At 43.3% G+C, this 20,165-nt stretch carries 19 protein-coding genes; 10 read left to right on the top strand and 9 right to left on the bottom strand.

The genetic code is table 11. The features are described 5' to 3' along the window. Positions 1-42 precede the first annotated feature (42 nt). Positions 43-939: an EamA family transporter gene (locus tag AC3CID_RS06885; RefSeq protein WP_488527157.1), complete on the bottom strand. Its 897-nt coding sequence runs from the start codon at positions 937-939 to the stop codon at positions 43-45. Between the two features lie 103 nt (positions 940-1,042). Here AC3CID_RS06885 and AC3CID_RS06880 point away from each other — a divergent pair, with 103 nt between their 5' ends. Then, positions 1,043-2,425: an aminotransferase-like domain-containing protein gene (locus tag AC3CID_RS06880; protein WP_488527156.1), complete on the top strand. Its 1,383-nt coding sequence runs from the start codon at positions 1,043-1,045 to the stop codon at positions 2,423-2,425. 316 nt (positions 2,426-2,741) lie between these two features. Continuing rightward, the gene (gene cqsA / locus AC3CID_RS06875) at positions 2,742-3,923 is read left to right on the top strand and encodes an alpha-hydroxyketone-type quorum-sensing autoinducer synthase (protein ID WP_171327356.1); all 1,182 of its coding nucleotides are present in this window, start codon (positions 2,742-2,744) and stop codon (positions 3,921-3,923) included. 187 nt (positions 3,924-4,110) lie between these two features. Here cqsA and AC3CID_RS06870 read toward each other — a convergent pair whose 3' ends face one another. From AC3CID_RS06870 to AC3CID_RS06860, 3 genes are all read right to left on the bottom strand, one after another. After that, a complete protein-coding gene (locus AC3CID_RS06870; protein ID WP_065205399.1) occupies positions 4,111-6,159 on the bottom strand; it encodes an ATP-binding response regulator in 2,049 nt (682 codons plus the stop codon). A 255-nt stretch (positions 6,160-6,414) separates the two neighbouring features. After that, positions 6,415-7,230, bottom strand: a complete 816-nt coding sequence (locus tag AC3CID_RS06865) for a TauD/TfdA dioxygenase family protein (RefSeq protein ID WP_488527155.1) — start codon at positions 7,228-7,230, stop codon at positions 6,415-6,417. 280 nt (positions 7,231-7,510) lie between these two features. Continuing rightward, positions 7,511-8,413 carry a Vmh family MBL fold metallo-hydrolase gene (locus AC3CID_RS06860; protein WP_114633366.1) on the bottom strand — a complete coding sequence of 301 codons (903 nt, stop codon included), beginning with the start codon at positions 8,411-8,413 and terminating at the stop codon, positions 7,511-7,513. 176 nt (positions 8,414-8,589) lie between these two features. Here AC3CID_RS06860 and AC3CID_RS06855 point away from each other — a divergent pair, with 176 nt between their 5' ends. After that, positions 8,590-9,483: a LysR family transcriptional regulator gene (locus AC3CID_RS06855; protein WP_488527154.1), complete on the top strand. Its 894-nt coding sequence runs from the start codon at positions 8,590-8,592 to the stop codon at positions 9,481-9,483. Between the two features lie 128 nt (positions 9,484-9,611). Continuing rightward, on the top strand, positions 9,612-10,013 hold the full coding sequence (locus AC3CID_RS06850) for an ACT domain-containing protein (RefSeq protein ID WP_488527153.1): 402 nt from the start codon (positions 9,612-9,614) through the stop codon (positions 10,011-10,013). A gap of 102 nt (positions 10,014-10,115) precedes the next feature. On the opposite strand, the gene AC3CID_RS06845 is transcribed toward AC3CID_RS06850, so the two are convergent. The 4 genes from AC3CID_RS06845 to AC3CID_RS06830 all read right to left on the bottom strand — a co-directional run bounded on the left by AC3CID_RS06845 (position 10,116) and on the right by AC3CID_RS06830 (position 14,329). After that, complete coding sequence (locus AC3CID_RS06845) at positions 10,116-12,002, bottom strand: methyl-accepting chemotaxis protein (RefSeq protein WP_488527152.1); 1,887 nt, start codon at positions 12,000-12,002, stop codon at positions 10,116-10,118. 438 nt (positions 12,003-12,440) lie between these two features. Next, positions 12,441-12,923 carry a hypothetical protein gene (locus AC3CID_RS06840; protein ID WP_054546489.1) on the bottom strand — a complete coding sequence of 161 codons (483 nt, stop codon included), beginning with the start codon at positions 12,921-12,923 and terminating at the stop codon, positions 12,441-12,443. A 135-nt stretch (positions 12,924-13,058) separates the two neighbouring features. Next, complete coding sequence (locus tag AC3CID_RS06835; RefSeq protein ID WP_171307667.1) at positions 13,059-13,730, bottom strand: YciI family protein; 672 nt, start codon at positions 13,728-13,730, stop codon at positions 13,059-13,061. Positions 13,731-13,822: 92 nt separating this feature from the next. Then, positions 13,823-14,329, bottom strand: a complete 507-nt coding sequence (locus AC3CID_RS06830) for a cytochrome c (protein ID WP_081008966.1) — start codon at positions 14,327-14,329, stop codon at positions 13,823-13,825. 193 nt (positions 14,330-14,522) lie between these two features. Between AC3CID_RS06830 and AC3CID_RS06825 the strand changes: the two genes are divergently transcribed. The 4 genes from AC3CID_RS06825 to AC3CID_RS06810 all read left to right on the top strand — a co-directional run bounded on the left by AC3CID_RS06825 (position 14,523) and on the right by AC3CID_RS06810 (position 16,910). Then, positions 14,523-15,146, top strand: a complete 624-nt coding sequence (locus AC3CID_RS06825) for a cytochrome b/b6 domain-containing protein (protein WP_054546491.1) — start codon at positions 14,523-14,525, stop codon at positions 15,144-15,146. A gap of 37 nt (positions 15,147-15,183) precedes the next feature. Continuing rightward, positions 15,184-15,612, top strand: a complete 429-nt coding sequence (locus AC3CID_RS06820; protein ID WP_054546492.1) for a MarR family winged helix-turn-helix transcriptional regulator — start codon at positions 15,184-15,186, stop codon at positions 15,610-15,612. Positions 15,613-15,733: 121 nt separating this feature from the next. Next, the gene (locus tag AC3CID_RS06815) at positions 15,734-16,435 is read left to right on the top strand and encodes a helix-turn-helix transcriptional regulator (protein WP_488527151.1); all 702 of its coding nucleotides are present in this window, start codon (positions 15,734-15,736) and stop codon (positions 16,433-16,435) included. A 115-nt stretch (positions 16,436-16,550) separates the two neighbouring features. Next, entirely contained in the window at positions 16,551-16,910 is a 360-nt protein-coding gene (locus tag AC3CID_RS06810; RefSeq protein ID WP_488527150.1) for a VOC family protein, read from the top strand. Between the two features lie 53 nt (positions 16,911-16,963). Here the strand turns inward: AC3CID_RS06810 and AC3CID_RS06805 are convergent, their stop codons facing one another. Then, positions 16,964-17,680: a DUF1826 domain-containing protein gene (locus tag AC3CID_RS06805; protein WP_488527149.1), complete on the bottom strand. Its 717-nt coding sequence runs from the start codon at positions 17,678-17,680 to the stop codon at positions 16,964-16,966. 291 nt (positions 17,681-17,971) lie between these two features. Between AC3CID_RS06805 and AC3CID_RS06800 the strand changes: the two genes are divergently transcribed. Further along, on the top strand, positions 17,972-18,544 hold the full coding sequence (locus tag AC3CID_RS06800; protein ID WP_114633358.1) for a YceI family protein: 573 nt from the start codon (positions 17,972-17,974) through the stop codon (positions 18,542-18,544). 405 nt (positions 18,545-18,949) lie between these two features. After that, positions 18,950-20,134, top strand: a complete 1,185-nt coding sequence (locus AC3CID_RS06795) for a YbfB/YjiJ family MFS transporter (RefSeq protein WP_488527148.1) — start codon at positions 18,950-18,952, stop codon at positions 20,132-20,134. The last annotated feature ends 31 nt before the right edge of the window (positions 20,135-20,165 follow it).

Raw genomic sequence — 20,165 nt, 5'->3', positions numbered from 1 at the left:
TTTGAACTCTATCCGTTTCATTGAATGCTGCCCACTCATCAATCATTTTTGCTCGGCAAATGTTTGTGTCGCTTTGGTATTCGATGCCTTAGCAGGCTTCACAATCAAACCGATACCGACGAGAAACAATATAGATGCAACAACTTGAGCGACTGACAATACTTCGTCATACATAAAGTAACCACTTATCAACGCGAATATTGGCACTAGCAAGGTTAACGGCGCTGTCGTGCTTAACGGGTATTGGATTAGCAGCTTATTCCACACCCAATAACCAAATAGCGTGGTTGGATAAGCCTGAAACAACACGGCAATCGTAGTATTCCAATCCCACTGTTCAATACCCTGCCAGATAATTTGGTCACCGTGTAACATCACGGCAAATAACACCAGTGGCAGCGGAGCAAACAGCATCCCCCACACGTTAAACGCAAAAGCCTGAGTGGTTTTAGACGCTTTAACAATCACGCCCATCAAGGTCCAGCTGCATGCCGCTATCATAATCAAGATGACACCATTGAGTGTCACGTTGCCTGTTGCTGCGGAAACCAACACCGCTAACGCACACATGGCTAGCATCGCACCCATAAACTTACGAACGGAAGCACTCTCCTTGAACACCCAGACGCCAACCGCCATGCCAATTAATACGTTGGTTGAAAGCAAGACCGATGAAAGCCCCGAAGACAAACCCGCAGTAATAGACCATGAAGCCATACCCCAAATTCCCACACCGAACACAAAGCCATAACTGACTAAGTAGCGCCAAGCGACATTAGGTCTCGCCACAAAAAATATCACCGGAATCACCGCTAGCGAAAAACGTGCTGCAGTGGCCAATAATGGATGAACGTTGGTCACACCCATTTTGATCATCGAGAAATTGAATCCCCAAATTGCCATAACGAATACCGCTAACAACAAATCATTTCTTTTCATACTCACCCCTCCTTTGTTTTGAATGAGTATCCCTTGAACAATAAAACCAGTACAGATACAATTTTTACAATAAAAACCAGTACAGTTAATAACGGTCGTGACAATGAGTATCTACAGAAAGCTAGCCAATCAGTTTATCGATGAGATAGAAACCGGCAAAAGACCGGAAGGCGGACGCATGCCTTCGCTGCGTCAATTGGCCAAGCAACAGGCCATCAGCATGTCGACCGTGGTGAGCTGCTACCAAGAATTAGAATCACAAGGCTGGATACATTCTCGACCGCAAGCGGGATATTTTGTTTCTCTTCATAAACCTGCTCACTCCACACCGGAATGGGCACAGTTTGAAAGTAAAGTGTCCAGCGTTAGGCAAACCTCATCGACTCACAACTCAATCAATGGACCTTTAGGGGTTTCGAGTACCGCCAATGATGAACAGTCGATCGTTGAACTGGAACGCAGTTTTCGCCGCGCTATTAGGCGTATGAGCAACAGGCTAAACCATTACCCAAAGGCACAAGGTGAGCCAATGTTACGACAGGCATTATCTACCCACTTCGCCAAGCTCGATGTGCACTTTTCACCAGAAGAAATGGTGATCACTGCTGGCTGCATGTCGGCGATTAAAGCTGCTCTTGAATCGTGTACCAAAGAAGGTGATACCATCGCTATTAGCTCGCCATGTTTCAACGGTATTCTGGAATTGCTCGGACAAATGTCGCGAAAAATCATCGAGATCCCGTCTCTAGATGATGGTGTCGACTTGCAACAACTGGAAGCGCATTTGAAGAATAAACGAGTGGATGCCGCTATCTTCTGTACCTCACATATGAATCCTCAAGGGATCAATATGTCGGCCAGTCAAAAACAAAAACTGGCTGAATTGGCGAATCACTATCGAGTACCAATCATTGAAGACGATGTGTATCTAGAGCTCTCATATTCTTCACACACACCACTACCTGCAAAATACTATGACAAAGGTGGGTACGTGCTGTGGTGTGGTTCAGTATCGAAAAGCCTGTCGCCAAGTTATCGTTTAGGCTGGTGCTTGCCAGGAAGGTACATAGACGAGTACAAGGCTCAGTTTTCTGCTGCGAGTTATGGCGTTGCCCTGCCCACTCAGCTTGCGGTTGCTGACTTTATCGAATCAGGCCAATACGCTAAACACATTCGAAGAAGGTGTGCTCAAATCCTTTCATTACGCCAGCAATATCTAAGCTATTTGGCTCAGCATCTTCCTCAAGATGTGAAGATAAGTAACCCACAAGGTGGCATGGTGCTTTGGTTACAAATACCCAACTTGAACCAATCAACCTTTGCTCAGGCAGTTGCCGACCAGAACATTGATATCAGACTTGGACACCTGTTCAGCACTCTCGACCTTTACAGCAATTGCTTACGCATCAATATTGGTTACTCGTTAAAGGGGAAAGCCAAGCAGCAATTAGACGACTTAATAGAACTGATTCACATTCATAGGTAATACGTGCTAATTCATAGGTAATACGTGCTAGTTAATAAACAAAGCTAGCACACCGTAGCTTTTCATAATCGACCTTTTCATAGCCATTCGAGCACCGAATTTTAATAGCCTTTTATCATAAAAAAGAAGGCTATTATTCCCATCTAAACTAGGTTAAAGCCCCGAACCGTAAGGAAATTCACTCGCCTCAAAACCCTTAAATACTGAGTTTGCAAGCACGCACAAAATTATGCAACTGGGCCAATGACACCTCACTTTTAATCGTCAATATACAACCGTCAGCGCTGGCGTTATCCTGTATTTGAAGAGAACTATTATGAGTGATAAAACCAAAAAAAAACCATTACCTTCCTTTATTGAAGAACGCTTGAACTTCTATATTCAAGACCTGATTACCCAGAACCAAAGCCAGAAACACTTGGTGTTGGGTAAACGTCCACCGTACAACGCCGTTGTCATGCAGAGCAATGATTACCTAGCCCTGTCGCACAACAAGCAGATCCAACAAGCTCACCAAGCGGCGATCAGTGAACACGATGACAACGTGGTGATGTCGGCCATTTTCCTACAAGATGAAGAGTCTAAACCTGCGTTTGAAACCGAACTCGCAAGCTATGTGGGTATGGAAAGTTGTTTGCTTTCTCAATCTGGCTGGGCGGCCAACATTGGGTTACTTCAAACTATCTGTCCGCCAGCTACGCCTGTGTATATCGACTTTTTTGCACACATGTCGCTGTGGGAAGGTATTCGCGCGGCTGGTGCAAAAGCCCATCCATTTATGCATAACAATATGAGTCACTTACGCAAGCAACTTGAACGTCATGGCTCAGGTGTGATTGTTGTCGACTCAGTTTATAGCACGATTGGCACCATCGCCCCACTACGCGACATCTACGAAATGGCGCAAGAGTTTGATTGTGCCGTTGTCGTTGATGAATCGCATTCACTGGGTACGCATGGAGAAAATGGTGCTGGCTTAGTTCACGCATTGGGCCTCACTAACCAAGTCGACTTTATTACCGTTAGCTTGGCTAAAACATTTGCCTATCGTGCTGGTGCTATCCTTGGGCCAAAGCAGCTTTCAGAAACCTTACCTTTTGTCGCGTATCCAGCTATTTTCAGCTCGACCGTGTTACCACAAGAGGTGGTTCGTTTAGAGAAAACATTAGAGGTCATAAAAGGCTCAGAAGACAAACGAGAAGCCTTATTCAAAAGCGCTAAATCGCTTACTACTGGCCTCAAACGGATTGGCTTTAACATCCGCAGCGAGTCTCAAATCGTGGCACTAGAGTGTGGTAGTGAAACAAACACCGAGCGTGTTCGTGATTTCCTCGAAGAACGTGATGTATTCGGTGCGGTTTTCTGCCGCCCCGCGACGGGCAAGAACAAAAACATCATCCGCTTTTCGGTCAATGCCGACATGACACCAAGAGATATTGACCATGTGCTCACGGTTTGTCATGAAGCGTACAATCATCCGGAATTAGAGTTCGTGTGATTGTAAGGGCAATTCACACAACAGGATTCTTTGAAAGATAAGACCCCTTCCGATAATCAATATAAACGGCAGGACTGAATGGACGCTATCATGTCGCTATACAAAAAGAGCCCAGCGAATAGCTGAGCTCTATCTTGTGTCTTTGTTCGCTGACAAAATGGTCGTGTGCTTCAACCTATGGCATTCACTAAATCCAGTGAGCAATCTTATCGAACAGGCGGTTTTTATCTGCCGGTTTGACGATAAAATCTGACATGCCTGATGATTCCATTTTTTCCAATGTCACAGGAGAACTGTCACCAGTGTGAGCAATAATTGGCACTGAAGAGTATGCTTTGTTAGCGCTTCGAATTCGACGAGAAGCTTCAACACCGTCCATGATTGGCATCTCGATATCCATCAGAATTAAATCAATATCATCGCTGTCCAACGCGTCTAAGGCTTGTTGCCCATCTTCTTTCTGCACGACATCAAAACCCTGCTTTTCCAATAACATTGCGGTAAATCGGCGCAGAGATTCGTTATCATCGACCACCATAATCGTGCGCTTATTGGTAGCCTCTAACGGTTTTACAGAAACTGATGGCATCACATAGTTGGAGTCGAAAAGTAAGCGTTCGATGGTCGCCTTGGTATTCAGTAACCAAACTTGTGTTTCCACCCAAATAGGTTCAAAAGCAACGTTTCGGACACGTTTAATTGGGTGACGTTCATACAAATAGATGATTCGAGCTTCAGTGAATGAAAGTAAAGATTCAATTCTATCGAGGCAACTTGCTCTTAAATCCAAGCTCTCCATGTCAACGAATATCAAATCGAATTCGAACTGGTATTCCTTCTTTTTAAGCGCTGATGCTACATCCAACACCGTGAGCTCAAACCCCATAAAACGGGCTACCTCAGTCATTTTATTGGTGAGAACTTTCTGGTCACTCACCATTAGCACACTCTTAAGTTTAGTCAGTTCATTCTTGATTTCTTTCACCGAATGGGAAGACAAAGATGGAAAAGTCATCGTGAACTGTGTCCATTGATCCACTTCAGACTGACATTTAATTTCACCACCAAACGAGCGCATTACCTTCTGACAAAATGGCAAACCTAAGCCGTAATTACCCGATTGGCCAGTAGTATAAAAGTCCTGGAAAATGCGTCGAATCACATCATTTGAGATGCCTGACCCGTTATCGGTAACCATTATTTGATTGGCCACTTCATCACTACACATGGTGACATGAATATGAAAATCTTCAGGGCTGCGATGGTGGAATGCGTTCTTGAACAAGTTATACATCACGTACTTCAACAGAGTGTCGCTACCCAAGAAATCAAAGTTACTCTGTACGTCTAAAGAGATTGCTGATTTATCGGCTGAACGCTTGTAGTTAAAGCTGTCTATCGCACCCTCAATCACCGCTTGAGCTGAATGCTTCTTGAAGGTAGATCGAGATACTCGGTTTTCATCAATTGAAGTCAGTAACAGGTCAATCGTCTCGTTACCTGAGTGAATGATCTCCATCGCTTCATCGCCCACTTCACGTAACTGTATGACTTCTTCGTTGCTTAAAGCATATTGCCCTTTGTGATCACCACTTTTAGGGTTCGGCAATATGGACTGCATAACATCAATAGAGGTCAACAAACCGCTCAGGGGGTTTCGCATCTCGTGCGCGATACCGGCTCCAAAAGATTTCGCCAACGACACCTTATTCTCGTGTTCCATCTGATTGCGGAAGTAGAACAAGTTACCAAATAAGTAGATAAACAAAAAGATTGGCACATGCGTCCAATCCATTGTGAGTTCTAGGTAGAAGCCTTGTGCAATCCAAGCGCACAAGGTCGCCATCCCAATACCGGCAAAGGTTTGTGCAAACATCACTCTCGTCACGTGCACTAATAAAATATGGAGGAAAATGGCAGACATGAATGACATAACCCAAACATTGGACCAATTATTCATTAGTAACATGTAGAAGAAGAAAAACGGCAAGCAGAGGGTTACGGCGACTTGATAATAAACCGGAAGGTATTTTCGCCATTCAAATGGGACACGATTGCGATAGATAATGCCGAAAAACAACACTGAGCAAAACAAGCGCAGCATTAAGTTTTCATAAGGTTGAGGGAACAAGAACTCCCACACTATGTAGTAAATTGGGAAGCCGACAAAGCCCATCCAACCCACGAGAGTAAGGTTTGGTTCTGCGTACTGATAAACTTTACGAATAGCGTTCATACGAAATTCTTTATTCTCTAAGCCCTAACGTTTACTAATTCTATGGTTTAATTTTTATTCTTATATTTTGGCGTCGATTATATTACAAATCACCTCCGATCAGTGAGGTTTCAATCAAATATGTATCAACGCTTTTGTTTTAATTATTGACTTAGATGAATGAAGTCTCAGTTTTATACTTTAATTCAGACACTAAACCTGAGTTCCTAAGGTTTGTCCGCTAGCGCTTACACCAATTACCCCTCTTACTTACCATTATGTCACTGTAACGCGATGCATCTTTCTTGGGGTATCGCCGTAATCAATCACCGCGTAATGCTGCGTTACCCTGTTATCCCAAATAGCCATTGCTCCCTTGTCCCATTTGAAACGAACTTGAAATTCAGGGCGGCGTGCAATTTCGAACAGTTGGTTAAGTAAAACATCACTCTCTTGTCGGTCAAGCTCATTGATATAACGAGTAAACTGTTCATTGATATAAAGCGTTTCTTTACCTGTTTCAGGATGAATTTGAACAACCGAGTGAATCACTGGGGGATTGTCTTGAGCCGTTTTGATTAACGACTTGTGCCAATCAAGCTCAATCTGATCCGACTCTATGCCTTCAAAAGCCACCAGCGAATGAGTCGCAGATAAGCCTCTCAGCTTTGCTTTCATACTTGCATCTAATGAATCAAATACAGCGGTCATCGAACACCAAATCGTGTCTCCTCCCACATTGGGCAGATGCTGAGCATGCAACAAAGAAGCTTTAGATGGCAGGCTACGCCACGTTAAATCGGTATGCCAATAGCTTTCCACCGGGGCATTGCCACGCGTTGTTTCAATCACACTGACCTGAGGTGCACTTTCCACGCAAGGAAAGAAAGGATGCGCAGGTTCTAACCTTCCAAAACGTTCTGCAATCATCAAGTGTTGTTCTGGTGAGAGTACTTGATCACCTAGGAAGATGACTTGATGGGTAATCAGCGCCTGATAAACCTCATCGAGTTCATTCGCACTGCATCTGGCAAGATCGACTCCATGGATACGAGCACCGATGTGAGGGGTAATGGGGTCTATTTTCAACATAAATTCGCTTATTGATGATGTGACATTTCAGAGTCAATTTAGATACTGACTATTAAACCGGACAATGGTGAGTTTTCTTTCCACATACTTCTAATACATCAAAAAAAAGAGCCCCTAAGCTGGAGCTCTTTTCGTTTTTTGATACTTCCTGTATCCATAGACAAGTCCAATCTGTAGTACTTTCACCGAAAGCCAGATCATCGATATCTCCAGTTGTGTATCAACTTAAATCTAGCACACAATCTTCAAGCTTTTCTGAGACACAACCGAGAGAATGAACTTAGTGCCACTCCATCTCACCACTTAGCACTTTGGCACCCAGTTCTAGGTCGCCTTCTGTTGCCTTAAATTGTGGGTATGCTTTCTTCATGTAATCACTGATATCAACAGATGTTGGATTGCTTATACTTACCAGTGCCTTTTCAATATCTGCCACGTAATCCATCGTAAATTGAACGCCGTTAGCACCTGTTGGCATTTCACCTAAATAGTGACCCGGAATTACAACCTCTGGCTCAAGTGCTTTCATGCGATCCAATGATTGTGACCACTGGCTACGAATCTCTTTCGATGCAGTATCTGCCATCCATACATGTACACCGCTATACACCGACACGCCACCAAACACCGTTTTCTCAGACGGCACCCACAGGTACGCTTGATGCGTGTTAATTTCTCTCACCTCGATGGTTTCACCTTCGAGGTTCAACGTGGTGTCATTAAGAACGGTTGGGACAATTACTTTAGATGGTGCGTTATCTTCTAAGATTGGCCCCCAGTACTCTAGCTTTGCATCTTTTGTACGCTTGATGTGAGTAACGATCGCTTCACTGGCAACGACCTCAACGTTTGGAAATGCCGCAACAATCGGTTCTAAGCCAAAGTAGAAATCTGGGTCGCCGCTGCTGATGTAAACCATCGACAACTCTTTGCCAGTCGCTTTGATTTGATCCACCAGCTTTTGCCCATCTGCGACGCTAAATTGCGCATCAAACAAAATCACTTCTTTCTCTCCCGAAACCAGCACAGAGCTTGCGGGGAATATCGCGTTTTCACCCGGATTGTAATGAGTGATGTTTAGTTCAGCAGCAGAGACAACACTCGATGCTGCCAACATTGCTCCTAGGCTCATCGTTCCTAAAAGCGCGGTTCTCGATAGAAGGATTTTAGATAACTTTTTCATAGCTTGATTCCGTTATTTCGAGCTGAACGCATGTCAACTCATTGAGTGTGCAAACATCTTATTTAATTGGATTTAGATGAAATAGACATCAAATTAACTTTCACTGTTGCGATTTTCGGACATATACTAATTTTCCGGTAACTATTAGATTCGAAAATCGTTGGGTAATTAGAACAATGGATAAACTCGAGGCAATGAACGTCTTTGTCACCATCGTTGAGCGTGGCAGCTTGAGTGCAGCAGCCGAACACCTTGAGCTCTCTCGAACCAAAGTCACTCGCTATTTGGGGGAACTCGAAAGCTGGATGGACACACGCTTGCTTCATAGAACTACTCGAAGCTTGAGCTTAACCAGCGCAGGAAAAGAGACGCTTGAAGTCGCAAGAGAGTTACTTGCCCTTGAGGCGTCGTTAACCGGTATCAGAAATCAAAGCCGCGAGCACTTGAAAGGCCAACTGCGTCTTACCGCAAGTTATTCCATTGTCGATAGCTTCTTGATAGATGTGATCGGTCGCTTCATCGATAAATGGCCAGAGGTCTCGATTGATATCGTTTCTACCGATCAAACGGTCAATCTTGTTGAGTCACGCATCGATTTAGCCATTCGCATAACCAACGAACTGACACCCAATATTGTCGCGAAGCAGGTCGGTGAATGTCGCTCAGTGATTTGCGCGTCGCCACAATATCTAAAAGAGAAAGGCACACCCAAAGACGCGCAAGATCTAGCTCACCACAACTGCCTATCATTCAGTTATTTTGGCAAAACCGCGTGGACGTTTAATGGCCCTAATGGACTGGAATCAGTGCCGATTAAAGGGAACATCAGTGCGAATACTTCTGAAGTTCTGCTTTCTGCCACACTCAAAGGCAACGGTATCTGCTTACTGCCCTTTCCTTCGGTGGAAGGCTTAATTGAAAACGGGCTATTGGTTCCTCTTCTCTCTGAATGGAAACCGAAAACGCTGGGTGTTCACGCAGTTTATGGAACGCGTAAACAAGTCACACCGCTGTTAAGAGCCTTTATTGATCATCTATCAAGTGAGATGGAACAGTCGAGAAGCTGGTAGGTAAGCCTTGTCATTAACAATACTGATGTGGAATAAGTATTATTAATTTTACTTATGCAGAGCTAAATTCTATCTTGGCTGCATTATCCAACACCATAAACAAACGCGATTACGCAGGGAAAAAGACGATGACCGCCATTACCGATTTAGACATTTTGTTAAAGTCCATGTCACCAGAACTCATTGAAGGCAACTATGTTTTCTGTACTGTCGATGGAGCGTTGGCAGACTATATTCAACTCGACCCAATCGCGACCTTTCGTGAAAAAGAAGGCTTAACCTTGGTGCTCGCTGAGGATGCCGCACGCCAAGCTCAACTCGATTTCGATGGTGTGTTTAGCTTGATTACTTTGTCGGTACACTCAAGCCTTGAAGCGGTTGGATTAACCGCAGCCTTTGCTACAAAGCTTGGCTCATACGGCATTAGCGCCAACGTAATTGCTGGCTTTTATCACGACCACATCTTCGTTCAAAAAGACAAAGCAGACGAAGCAATGAGCGCACTTAGAGAGTTTTCAGAAGCTAGCTAACAACAGTATGCTTTTCAGACACAAAAAAAGCGACGTAATCTACGTCGCTTTGGCTTATTGCTTACTGTTCATTCACTGATCAGGCATCAGAAAACGAGACCGTTAAGCAAGCTTAAAAGTCGCCACTTTGTCACTTAAACCAGCGGCTTGGCTCTTAAGTTCGTTCGACTCAGTTAAGCTGTCCTGTGCGCCCACAACTAGGTGGTCAGTGACATCTTTAATGGTCGTAATGTTTTGGGTAATTTCACCCGTCACGTGCGTTTGCTCTTCAGCTGCAGTCGCAATTTGAGTCGCCATATCGCTGATCAAAGCAACGGCAGTATTGATCTCTTCAAGAGCGTGCGAAGCTCTGTCGGCATCTTCTACTGAATGTATTGCCAGTTTAGAACTGCTCTCCATAAGCTCAACGGCTTGAGTCGTTGTACGCTGCAGAATATCGATCGTTGATTTGATCTCTTCTGTTGAAGAGTGAGTACGTTGAGAAAGTACTCGTACTTCATCTGCTACCACAGCAAAACCACGACCTTGTTCGCCAGCACGAGCGGCTTCAATCGCCGCATTCAACGCAAGTAAGTTAGTTTGCTCTGCAATGCCTTGGATTGTCGCTAATACTGTTGAGATCTCTTGAGCATGCTTGTTAAGTTCGCTAATCACATTGCCCGCTTCGTTCACTTCATTGGCCAAGTTATTAATCGAACCTTTAGTGTCGACTACCAGAGCGTGACCACTGTTAGTGCTTGTCGCTGAGTCTTGTGCCGCTTTTGCTGTTTGCTCGGCATGCGATGCAATCTCTTGAGTTGCACAGGCCATTTCCGTTACAGCCGTTGCCACCATTGTGATTTCTTGCTGTTGATGATTAAGCTCGTCCACAGAACGGTTCGCACGTTGAGTACTTTGCTCTGACTGGCTATTTAGCTGTTCTGACTGCCCACGGATATGGCCAATCAACTGCTGTAAGCTTCCAACAAAGGTATTGAAGTTATGAGCCAACTCGCCCACTTCATCTTGGTTTTCTACATGAATACGTTGAGTTAAATCACCACTACCATTCGCGATTTGCGCCAATGCTTGAGATACGTGGTTCAACGGACGGAATAGAATCGTACACAAAACGTTAAACAGTATGGTACATACAATAACGACCAGCAGTGTAGCCAAAACTTGACCAATCACTGCATCAAATAACGGTGCAACCAGAGAGTCATGATTAACAACACTAACTGTAATCAGGCTCGTTCCGTCAATAGCACGTACGTACAGAACATAGTCGCTGCCATTCAGTTCGATAGAAGTGTCTTTACCGCTAGTCAGAGCCTTTTGTACATCGGAGAAATTTAACCCAAGTGAACTGATATTCTTGTTCAGTAACTTAGTGTCAGGGTGCGTGTAAACCGTGCCTTTGTTGGTCGCGATGAACATGTAACCTTCACCTGGAAGAATCACCTGCTCTAGACTGTTTAAGATGTCTGTAATTTCTACATCAGCACCCAACACAACCTGTTGCCCATGCAGTTGCATTGCTGTTCCTAATGAAACAACGTTCGCCCCAGTTGCTGCAGCAACCGTTGGGTTATCCATGAACACCTTACTTGGGTTCGCTACCGCATTGGTGTACCAACCCCATAAACGGGGGTCATCATTACCCGGCGGCAGTACTACTCCGTTCGCGTTCTTTTGCGAACCATCAGGAAATGCCAAGAAGACATTATCAAAAGAGGCTGAGTCACGAACCTGTTTTAGATGAGTCACCAAGCTGTCTTGCTTGGACTCTTTCGAAAGAGAAGTAAGCGCACGCTCTTTGGATAAGATCCAATCCGATACATATTGATTGTACGAAGCCGATGCGCCCTCTAAGCGCTGTTCAACTTCAATATCCAACCTTTGCAGTGAAGCACGAAAAGAAAGGGCCTCAACCAAAATCCCCCCCAGGATGATGGCCATACTAGCTGATATCGCTAGCTTATTTTTAAGCGAGAGTTTCTTGAACATAGGAAACCTATAATTTGGAAGTAAAAAACCGTGGCGACAAATTTGTTACCAAGACGGTTGCAAGCTGAATATATTTTACGCTTTAAAATAAATAATAGAACCAACCAGAGGATTGAATTATTGATATGTGTGAACGAGGGCACGTACAGTGCCATATTCATGGAGTAAATAGCCCGCCACTCCTCAATAAATCATTTCTGACAATCTCTCGTAGGGATGACTTATCGGATGCGTTCTATTTTCTCAGTACGCTTGATACATCAAATAAAAAAGGACTCAACGTATGACGTTCAGTCCTCTTTATTCCTACTGACATTGACTAAATATAATTTCTTGTCTAGTCAATATTAATATCCGAACACTTAGATTACTTATTGAAAACTAATAACCTCTACAAATTGAGACTTTAAATAGGTGAGGTGTTGAAAAATTCACTTTCTAGCTTTTGATTTTTCTTTCACCAAATAGCTTCGGTTTGAATGAACCTAGTACTAACTCTGCAAGCAGCGGAAGCGCATTAGACATACCGATCAGCTCTTCAATTTTAGCTTTGTCTAGGTACGCTTGGCTTACCTTTCCTTGAGGTATTGATGCTTTAGCAAGCTCTACCATTTCAGGCATCATCGGCACCAAGAACACGAATGCATTGACGCTCAAAAACGCTAACATCACAAGTTTCATTTTTAACCAGTTAGGCTTCTGTTTTGTAGAAAAGTAACAATATAAATCAGCAAACAACTTTAATGCTAACCCTGGTAAAATCAGAATATATGCACTCAACTCTTTATAAGTACCAACATGGTAAGCCGTTTCGGCAGTTTCGTGGCCTAGCGTAGCGCCGATTACAATGTGAGAAAAAATACCGCCCACATACATGATGGTGCCGATTTCGTTTAGAAAATTGATCAATCGATTATTCATACTGTCCGCTTTTATATTTGTTTGCTTGTCTGTCTATTTATCTGAGTATCTGAGTATCTGAGTATCTGAGTAAGTTTGGTGCTGTTATCAATAATTAGGGTTATTCGTTAATAATCAGCACTCAATCAGCAACTATTATTTGTTATTCGTCAAAGAAAGCTTGTAACCCAAATATTGAACATTCACATCAGCATACCCCAACGTAACAGCTTCAAATTGGTGACTTAGCTCTTTTGCATGCTGCGCATCCTTAGCAATAAAAGAAACCGAATACACAGGTCGAACAACATTGTTCTCAAGTTTTTGCGTATCAAGATATGAGGATGTCACAAGCCCAGCTTGGTTGAGACTGATCACTCTTTGTAAATCAATGCTAAGCACACGATCTATTTCAAGGGCTTCAATTCCCTGCTTCCATGTAATTGTGACGCCGTAGTTATTGTAGTCTGGCGTATTGTCTAACCACTTTGAGCCTAGCGGAATAATTTTGGCAATTTTAACCAAATCTTTCTTATAAAGAGGTAGGTGAGCCAATTTGGCTTGGACCTGTTGTGAGTCATTCGCTTCAATAACAAAACGCAGTAACTGCACCGAACGGCTATCAATCTCACTATGCGATACATACATATCTTTTATCTCGCCTTGGTCAATCAGCTTACTGAATTCAGCTTTTTGTTCCGGCATATTGTCGAGGACTTGTTCTAAGTTGTTTGTATTCCACTCCAGTTCAACGGCATAGTCTGCTGCGCTGGTAAAGGTAGAAAATAAGATTGAAGCTGCAAATGCGGTAAATGTAATAGTTTTCATGTTTTGTTCCTTTTTGGCTGATTAGGTTTGGCTGATAAAGATGTAATTAATTAAATTTAACTGGTCGAGTTGGTTGAATTGTTAAAACAACGCTACCAACGAGAGCGGTATGAGCGATGGCAACTTTTGCAAGTATCTTGCGCTGCTTCTAATCCTGATTCCGCTAGTGATGCATCACCTTGTTGACTACCTTGGTAAAGTTCCTGAAAACCCTGATCCATTTGCGTTAGGAGACGATTGAATTTTTCAGGGTCACTCCAAACACTCTCTTTTGCTTTACTCCCCTCTTGGCTGCCCAACGGAAATGACGTCAATAACGCCTGACTGTGAGTTGTCAGCTCAAAGCTCGTGTCTTCGAGCGTCTGCCAATGAGTATCATCGCCATCCAAAGTGTCATTGGCCTTCTCGACTAAGGTTTCAACTTGTGTAAATGTGTGTTGGCGCTGCTCAATTTGGTTTGAATGATCTTGTGAAGAATTACTTTCACTTGCATGGCCTTGACTAGCATCGCCTTGTGAGGCCAAAGCGTGGGTACTCAGTAAAACGGTTGTAGTACACAGTAGGCTCACCAATCTCTTGTGCAGCATTCTCTTGTTCATATTGCTCTCTCTTCGCTTCGTATAGCTTTTCTATTTGGTTTCGATACAGAAATCGATGATTCGTTTCGATGTTCCGTTTTGCTCTGACGGCATTAATTTACACAACAATAGTTGCAGTTGCAACTATTGTTGTGTAAATTAATGCAAATGGAATATATATTAAATAAACAAACACAGTAGAGAGAATGAAGTTATGAAAATTTGGGATCTATCAACTCGCCTATATCACTGGGCTCAAGCCGCGCTTTTTATAGGTTTAATGGCATCGGGTATTTCTGGTAATGGACCCCATATTCAACTGGGGTTGGCACTCATGACATTGATCATTTGGCGATTGATTTGGGGTTGGGTTGGCAGTGAAACAAGCCGATTCAGACAATTTCTACGTTCACCAAGATCGGTTATTCACTATCTACAAGGCAAAGAAAAAACAAAGCCGGGTCATAACCCTGCAGGTGGTTGGATGGTTGTAACACTGCTACTGGCTTTAGTTCTTCAGTGTGTCTCAGGTTTAGCCTTAGCTGGATTTCTTGACCACTTGCCCTATGCAAATATTTGGTTGAATGACTCCGTGTTTTCGGTATTAGAAAACGTTCACCTTGCCATGATAAAAGTTCTTCCTACTCTGGTTGGTGTACACGTCTTTGCCGTTCTTTTCTATAAATTACGTTCAAAACCATTAACTTGGGCGATGATCACAGGCTTTCAAACACAAATCCAATTTAATGGAAGCGTAGCGTTTGTATCGCAATGGCGTGCGTTGTTTGTACTTGCTTTAGCTGCAATGTTTACCGTTATTCTGGTTGCATTGGCATAAATTAAACCGATTTAATTTGGAGCATAGGAACGAATCAATGAATGAAGTGTTTAATAGACAGCAAACTGCTAGTTGGTTGATCCATGTAATTGCACACGATGCAGCGAAGACATTCGACTCGGAACTTAGAAAACACGGATTAACGAACGCTCTCTGGCCTACCTTAATGTGTTTGTGGGAAAAAGAAGGAATAACTCAACGAGCAATCGCTAGGAAATCTAAAGTAGAAAATTCGACCACGACTCGAACCTTGGATAAGCTCGAACGTCTTGGTTTGATTGAACGACGACTCGACCCAAATAGTCGTCGTTCGTTCAATATTTATTTAACAGAGAACGGGCGCGCTATCCAAAGAGAGCTTTTGCCAATTCCCGTTCATATCAATCAAGAATATTTAGGTATATTGGAGCCAGATGAACGAAAAGAGATGAGCCGCCTACTTAAAAAAATAGTTTCGCAAATATAATGCGACGAAACATTGGCTCAAATTCCAGATGAAAACACCCGTTAAATTATAATGGATTATGGATAGAGTTATATTTTTCGATGTATTAATCTTAATTGTCTTTATGCAATCCGAGTTTTCCATGTCCCGAAGCCAACGTCTCTTTGACCTACTCCAATTACTGCGTTGTCATAAATACCCAGTTTCAGCTGATCACCTGGCTTCCAAGCTGAACGTAAGTACTCGCACCATTTATCGCGATATCGTGACGCTGCAAGCACAAGGTGCTGAAATTAATGGTGAAGCAGGAGTTGGCTATCAGTTGAAACCGACCTTCACTCTCCCTCCGATGATGTTTTCAACGGAAGAATTGGAAGCATTAAGGCTTGGCGCTGAATGGGTAGCCAAGCAAGCCCATGGGGAATTCAGTGAATCGGCTAAAAATGCCATTGCCAAAATTTCTGCGGTGTTACCTGCTGACCATCAGATCAAACGCAGTGAAGACATTGTGCGTGTTGCTTCAATCATTGAGGTTGCAGAGTTAACCATCGAACTGTCAGATATCAAGCTAGCAATTAAGCAGCAGAGTAAAGCTGAGATTCATTACACAGACGCAAAAGCTAATGTGAGTTCAAGAATCGTTTGGCCAATGTTGATTGGCTTATTCGAACAGTACTACGTTTTGGTCGCTTGGTGTGAAACGCGAAGTGCATATCGTAATTTCAGGCTCGATAGAATGGCTGAATGGAAAATCCTAGAAGAAAAGTATCAGCGCCCACGTCATGACTTGCTCAAAGATTGGCAGGACATAGAAGGCATTACAGATAAAGTGATTCACTACTGACAAAAACTGTCACAGGGGTTCGATACATTGCCGTGGTCCCAAATCGGGCTCAACACAAAAGTTGAGTTAACTGAAACCAACACGGCAAATCCAATTGAACATTTCAGGAGCTATTATGTTTACCATCGATTCATTTATTCTTTATGTCACTGACATTCACCGCAGCATGGATTTCTATTCTAAAGCCTTTGATTGCGAACCAAAGCTTCTATCACCGACCTTTGCTGTTCTAGACTTTGCAGACAACGTTAAAATTACACTTAAGCAGTCTGACGCTTTAACGCCAGCAAGCATAATCAAAGGTGGCGGCACTGAGCTTTCTATGCCTCTTGCTGACAAAGAGACACTGGAAAACCTCTATAAAGCATGGAAAGAAAAAGGTATCCAGTTTGAGCAAGCGCCAGAAGAGTCCATTTACGGCATTAACTTCCTCGCAGTTGACCCAGACAACCACCGCATCCGCGTATTCGCTTAAATGAATAAGAGCAAGCCGTATTTAAGCCGCTTGCTCATCTCATAAAAAGCTTACTAACCGAAATCTAGAGTCAGCAGCAATCGTGTCTCTTCAGATGAAGTAACTGGTGAACGGTGAACAAGGCCTCTATTCTCATTGCCACTCCAACGCTCCCCTTTTAATAACGCAACATCACCACTGGCCATTTTCTGTATGTCAGACTCATCACTGTACAGGCCAGAAATAGAATCAGGCTGTCCGTTACTTCCACGGCCAAGCTTAGAACGGTCGACCGATTCGTTTGGCAGCCATTGAGTCGCAACGCCGTGATAGGTTGTCACTAAGCGGCAAGGAACTTGGTCAAAATGAAAACGAGGACACATCGCTTTATTCAGAACCGCCAAACGGAGCCCTACTTCTTCAAGATCGAACAAACAACAGAACATATCCACCAGCTCTGTCATGTTTTCTAATAACGCTTTAGAAGCGGTTCCGTCGGTAGCAAATTCCAATTTATCGTAAGCGTTATCTGGTGACAGGCTAATAGACTTACTGAAGCTAGGATTCGAGGCGATGAATTCACTAATTGCCATAGTTAAATCTTCATCAAACTGTCGCTGCCATACCGCTATATTAATATCGCTTTGGTAGATATCCGCTAATACCGTTGGCTGCTCAGAAGCGCTAAGTCCTGGATTATGATTCGCCTGATCCTTGATACTCACAACGGAACTAATGTTAAGTGGCTGATTACTATTCGTTATCAAAGGCTTGGTTGACACGGCATTCATTACGTCATCTCCTTGATGCTTGCTTATCGTTTCTCTTTTAATACTGCAAACGTCGTTCACAGTAATGTCGGATTTTAGTTATGTTATAACATAACTAAACTTACACAAGTAACTTTGCCGATCATGGTTCCAATAATATGGCGATGCTCTACCTTCGTCAGGTAATTTGATCAATGCTGAACTAAGCTTCTATCTATCTTTTTCTAATTTATCTTTAGTTCAAATAAAGACTCCAAAAATGCACGACTCGAGAACGTTAAACTTGTGAATTCATCAATGTGGTGACAACTTATGAAAAAACTAATCTCTACACTCGGCCTCCTATGCATCGTTATCTCAGCTCAATCTTTAGCGGAAACGGGCTACACGTTAGACCCCAATTTATCGAATATTACGTTCGCAACTATCAAGAAGCAGTTTGTTGTTGAGCCCGCATCCATCAAGCCTTTATCTGGTGGTCTTACCGAAGAGGGGCAATTTGCCATATTGTTGGACGTGAAAAGTGTGAGTACTGGCGTCGCTATTCGCGATCAGAGGCTCAATGAGCTCTACTTTGAATCGATGACTTTCCCTGAAGTAAAAATCTCTGGAAAAGTTGAACCGTCAATGTTGTCTGGTGACCCAAAAAGAACAACCATTGCAGCGGAGGTTACCTTGCACGGCGTAACAAAAACGATTGATTTTCCCGTTTTAGTCGTTCCTTCAGAAGAGTTAGTGATGGTCAGTTCAGCCTCGACAATCATCGTCAATGGCGCTGATTTTGGAATATCGACAGACAACTTGAACAAGCTATCAGCTACCGTTGGTGGGTTAGCGATTTCCGACAAAATCCCTTTAAGCTTCAATCTGCTCTTCGATAAATAATGGGTTCACACCTACCCAGTTAGATCTTTCTTAATTCACATTCATCTATCGTTTAAGGTGGGTGAATGTGAGTTAGAGCCGGCAAGTCAGTACACAGATCTAGATAAACAAATCACTCATGTTCAATTAAGTCGGTCGGTCGTCCAACTTTAGTCTAACAATTGATCACTCAAATCTGCGGTGATTAAAACAATCGCTTATTGCCTTATCCTCGGCAGAACAACACATCCACCTAAGTGTTTAAACACACTCGCTATTTACCTATCTCAAACCGGTTTTAGATGAGCAAATTATATGACTAACCGCCTAGTGATATTGATGGCGAATGATGTCAGTATGCAAAACTAAACAAAGATCTTGTCCTAGTGCTAGAACATCTAGCTGAACCTAAAAAGAGCCCTTTTCATGCTGAATAAACACATCGTTAATCGAGACAGCTTGGCTGGAATGGGGGCGACTCTAATAGGCAACGGGATCGGTAGGTTTGCCTATATAGCATTAATGCCGGCTCTCATTCAAAGTGGTTGGTTTAGCGAAAGTGATGCATCTTACCTTGGTGTCGCGACCCTTCTTGGGTACATATTGGGTGCACCTGCTGCCAACATACTGCTGCGTTACTTTAATGCTGGGCAGTTAATTCGATTCGCTATGTTGATAAGCAGTTTTAGTTACTTAGGCTGTGCGCTACAAGAAGCGCCCTTAACATGGTTCTATGTTTGGCGAACTTTGGCTGGAATTACGGGTGCCTTATTAATGGTTGTAGCCCCACCAGTGATTGTCCGAAAATTTAATCCTGATGTGAAGGCACGTGTCAGCGGAGTCATATTTTCAGGCATTGGACTTGGTGCTATGCTATCAGGCACATTAATCCCAGTACTGATCTATTTTAGTGTGGTGTCGGCTTGGGTTGGCATGGGAGCCATCGCATTAGTCACAACGATACTGACTTGGAATGCATGGCAAACCCAACCTAACACGTCTAAAGCGCCTTATATAAAATCCTCCTTCTCTCAGCTCTCAAAGCCAAAACTAATCAGCGTTGCGCTTATTCTAGTGGCTTATACCTTCGATGCTATCGGCTACTTACCCCATACCTTGTTTTGGGTAGATTACATCGTGCGCGAACTGGGTATGTCGTTCAGCAGCGGTGGTTTATTCTGGGCTACCTTTGGTATTGGCGCCGCTATTGGACCATTGATTACAGGTATCTTGGGAGACAAGTTAGGGCTTAAAAAATCCCTCTGCATTGCATTTAGCCTCAAGGCTTTAGGCGTCGCATTACCGCTTGTTAGTACACACCCTATCGCGCTGTTAATTTCTTCATTACTGGTTGGTATTTTCACGCCGGGAACGGTAACTCTAGTGTCGACTTACACGTTGGAGATTGTAGGCTATGAACTGCATACCAAAGCGTGGGCAGGAATGACTCTCTCTTTTGCTGTATCACAAGGTATGGTTGGGCTTTTGATGGCGTACTGCTTAAATCATATGGCTTCATACGACGTGTTATTCACCGTTAGTACTGCTGCTTTGATGCTGTCTGCGATGTGTACCTTAATGACTGTCACTCACTCTAAGCCTGAACATTGACCTAGAGCTAAGCTAACTTCCTCAGTTCATC

It is taken from the genome of Vibrio sp. QJM3NY_21 (assembly GCF_057785975.1).
Note: the sequence above shows the minus strand (reverse complement) of the source record. Positions and strands in the feature narration are given on the sequence as shown.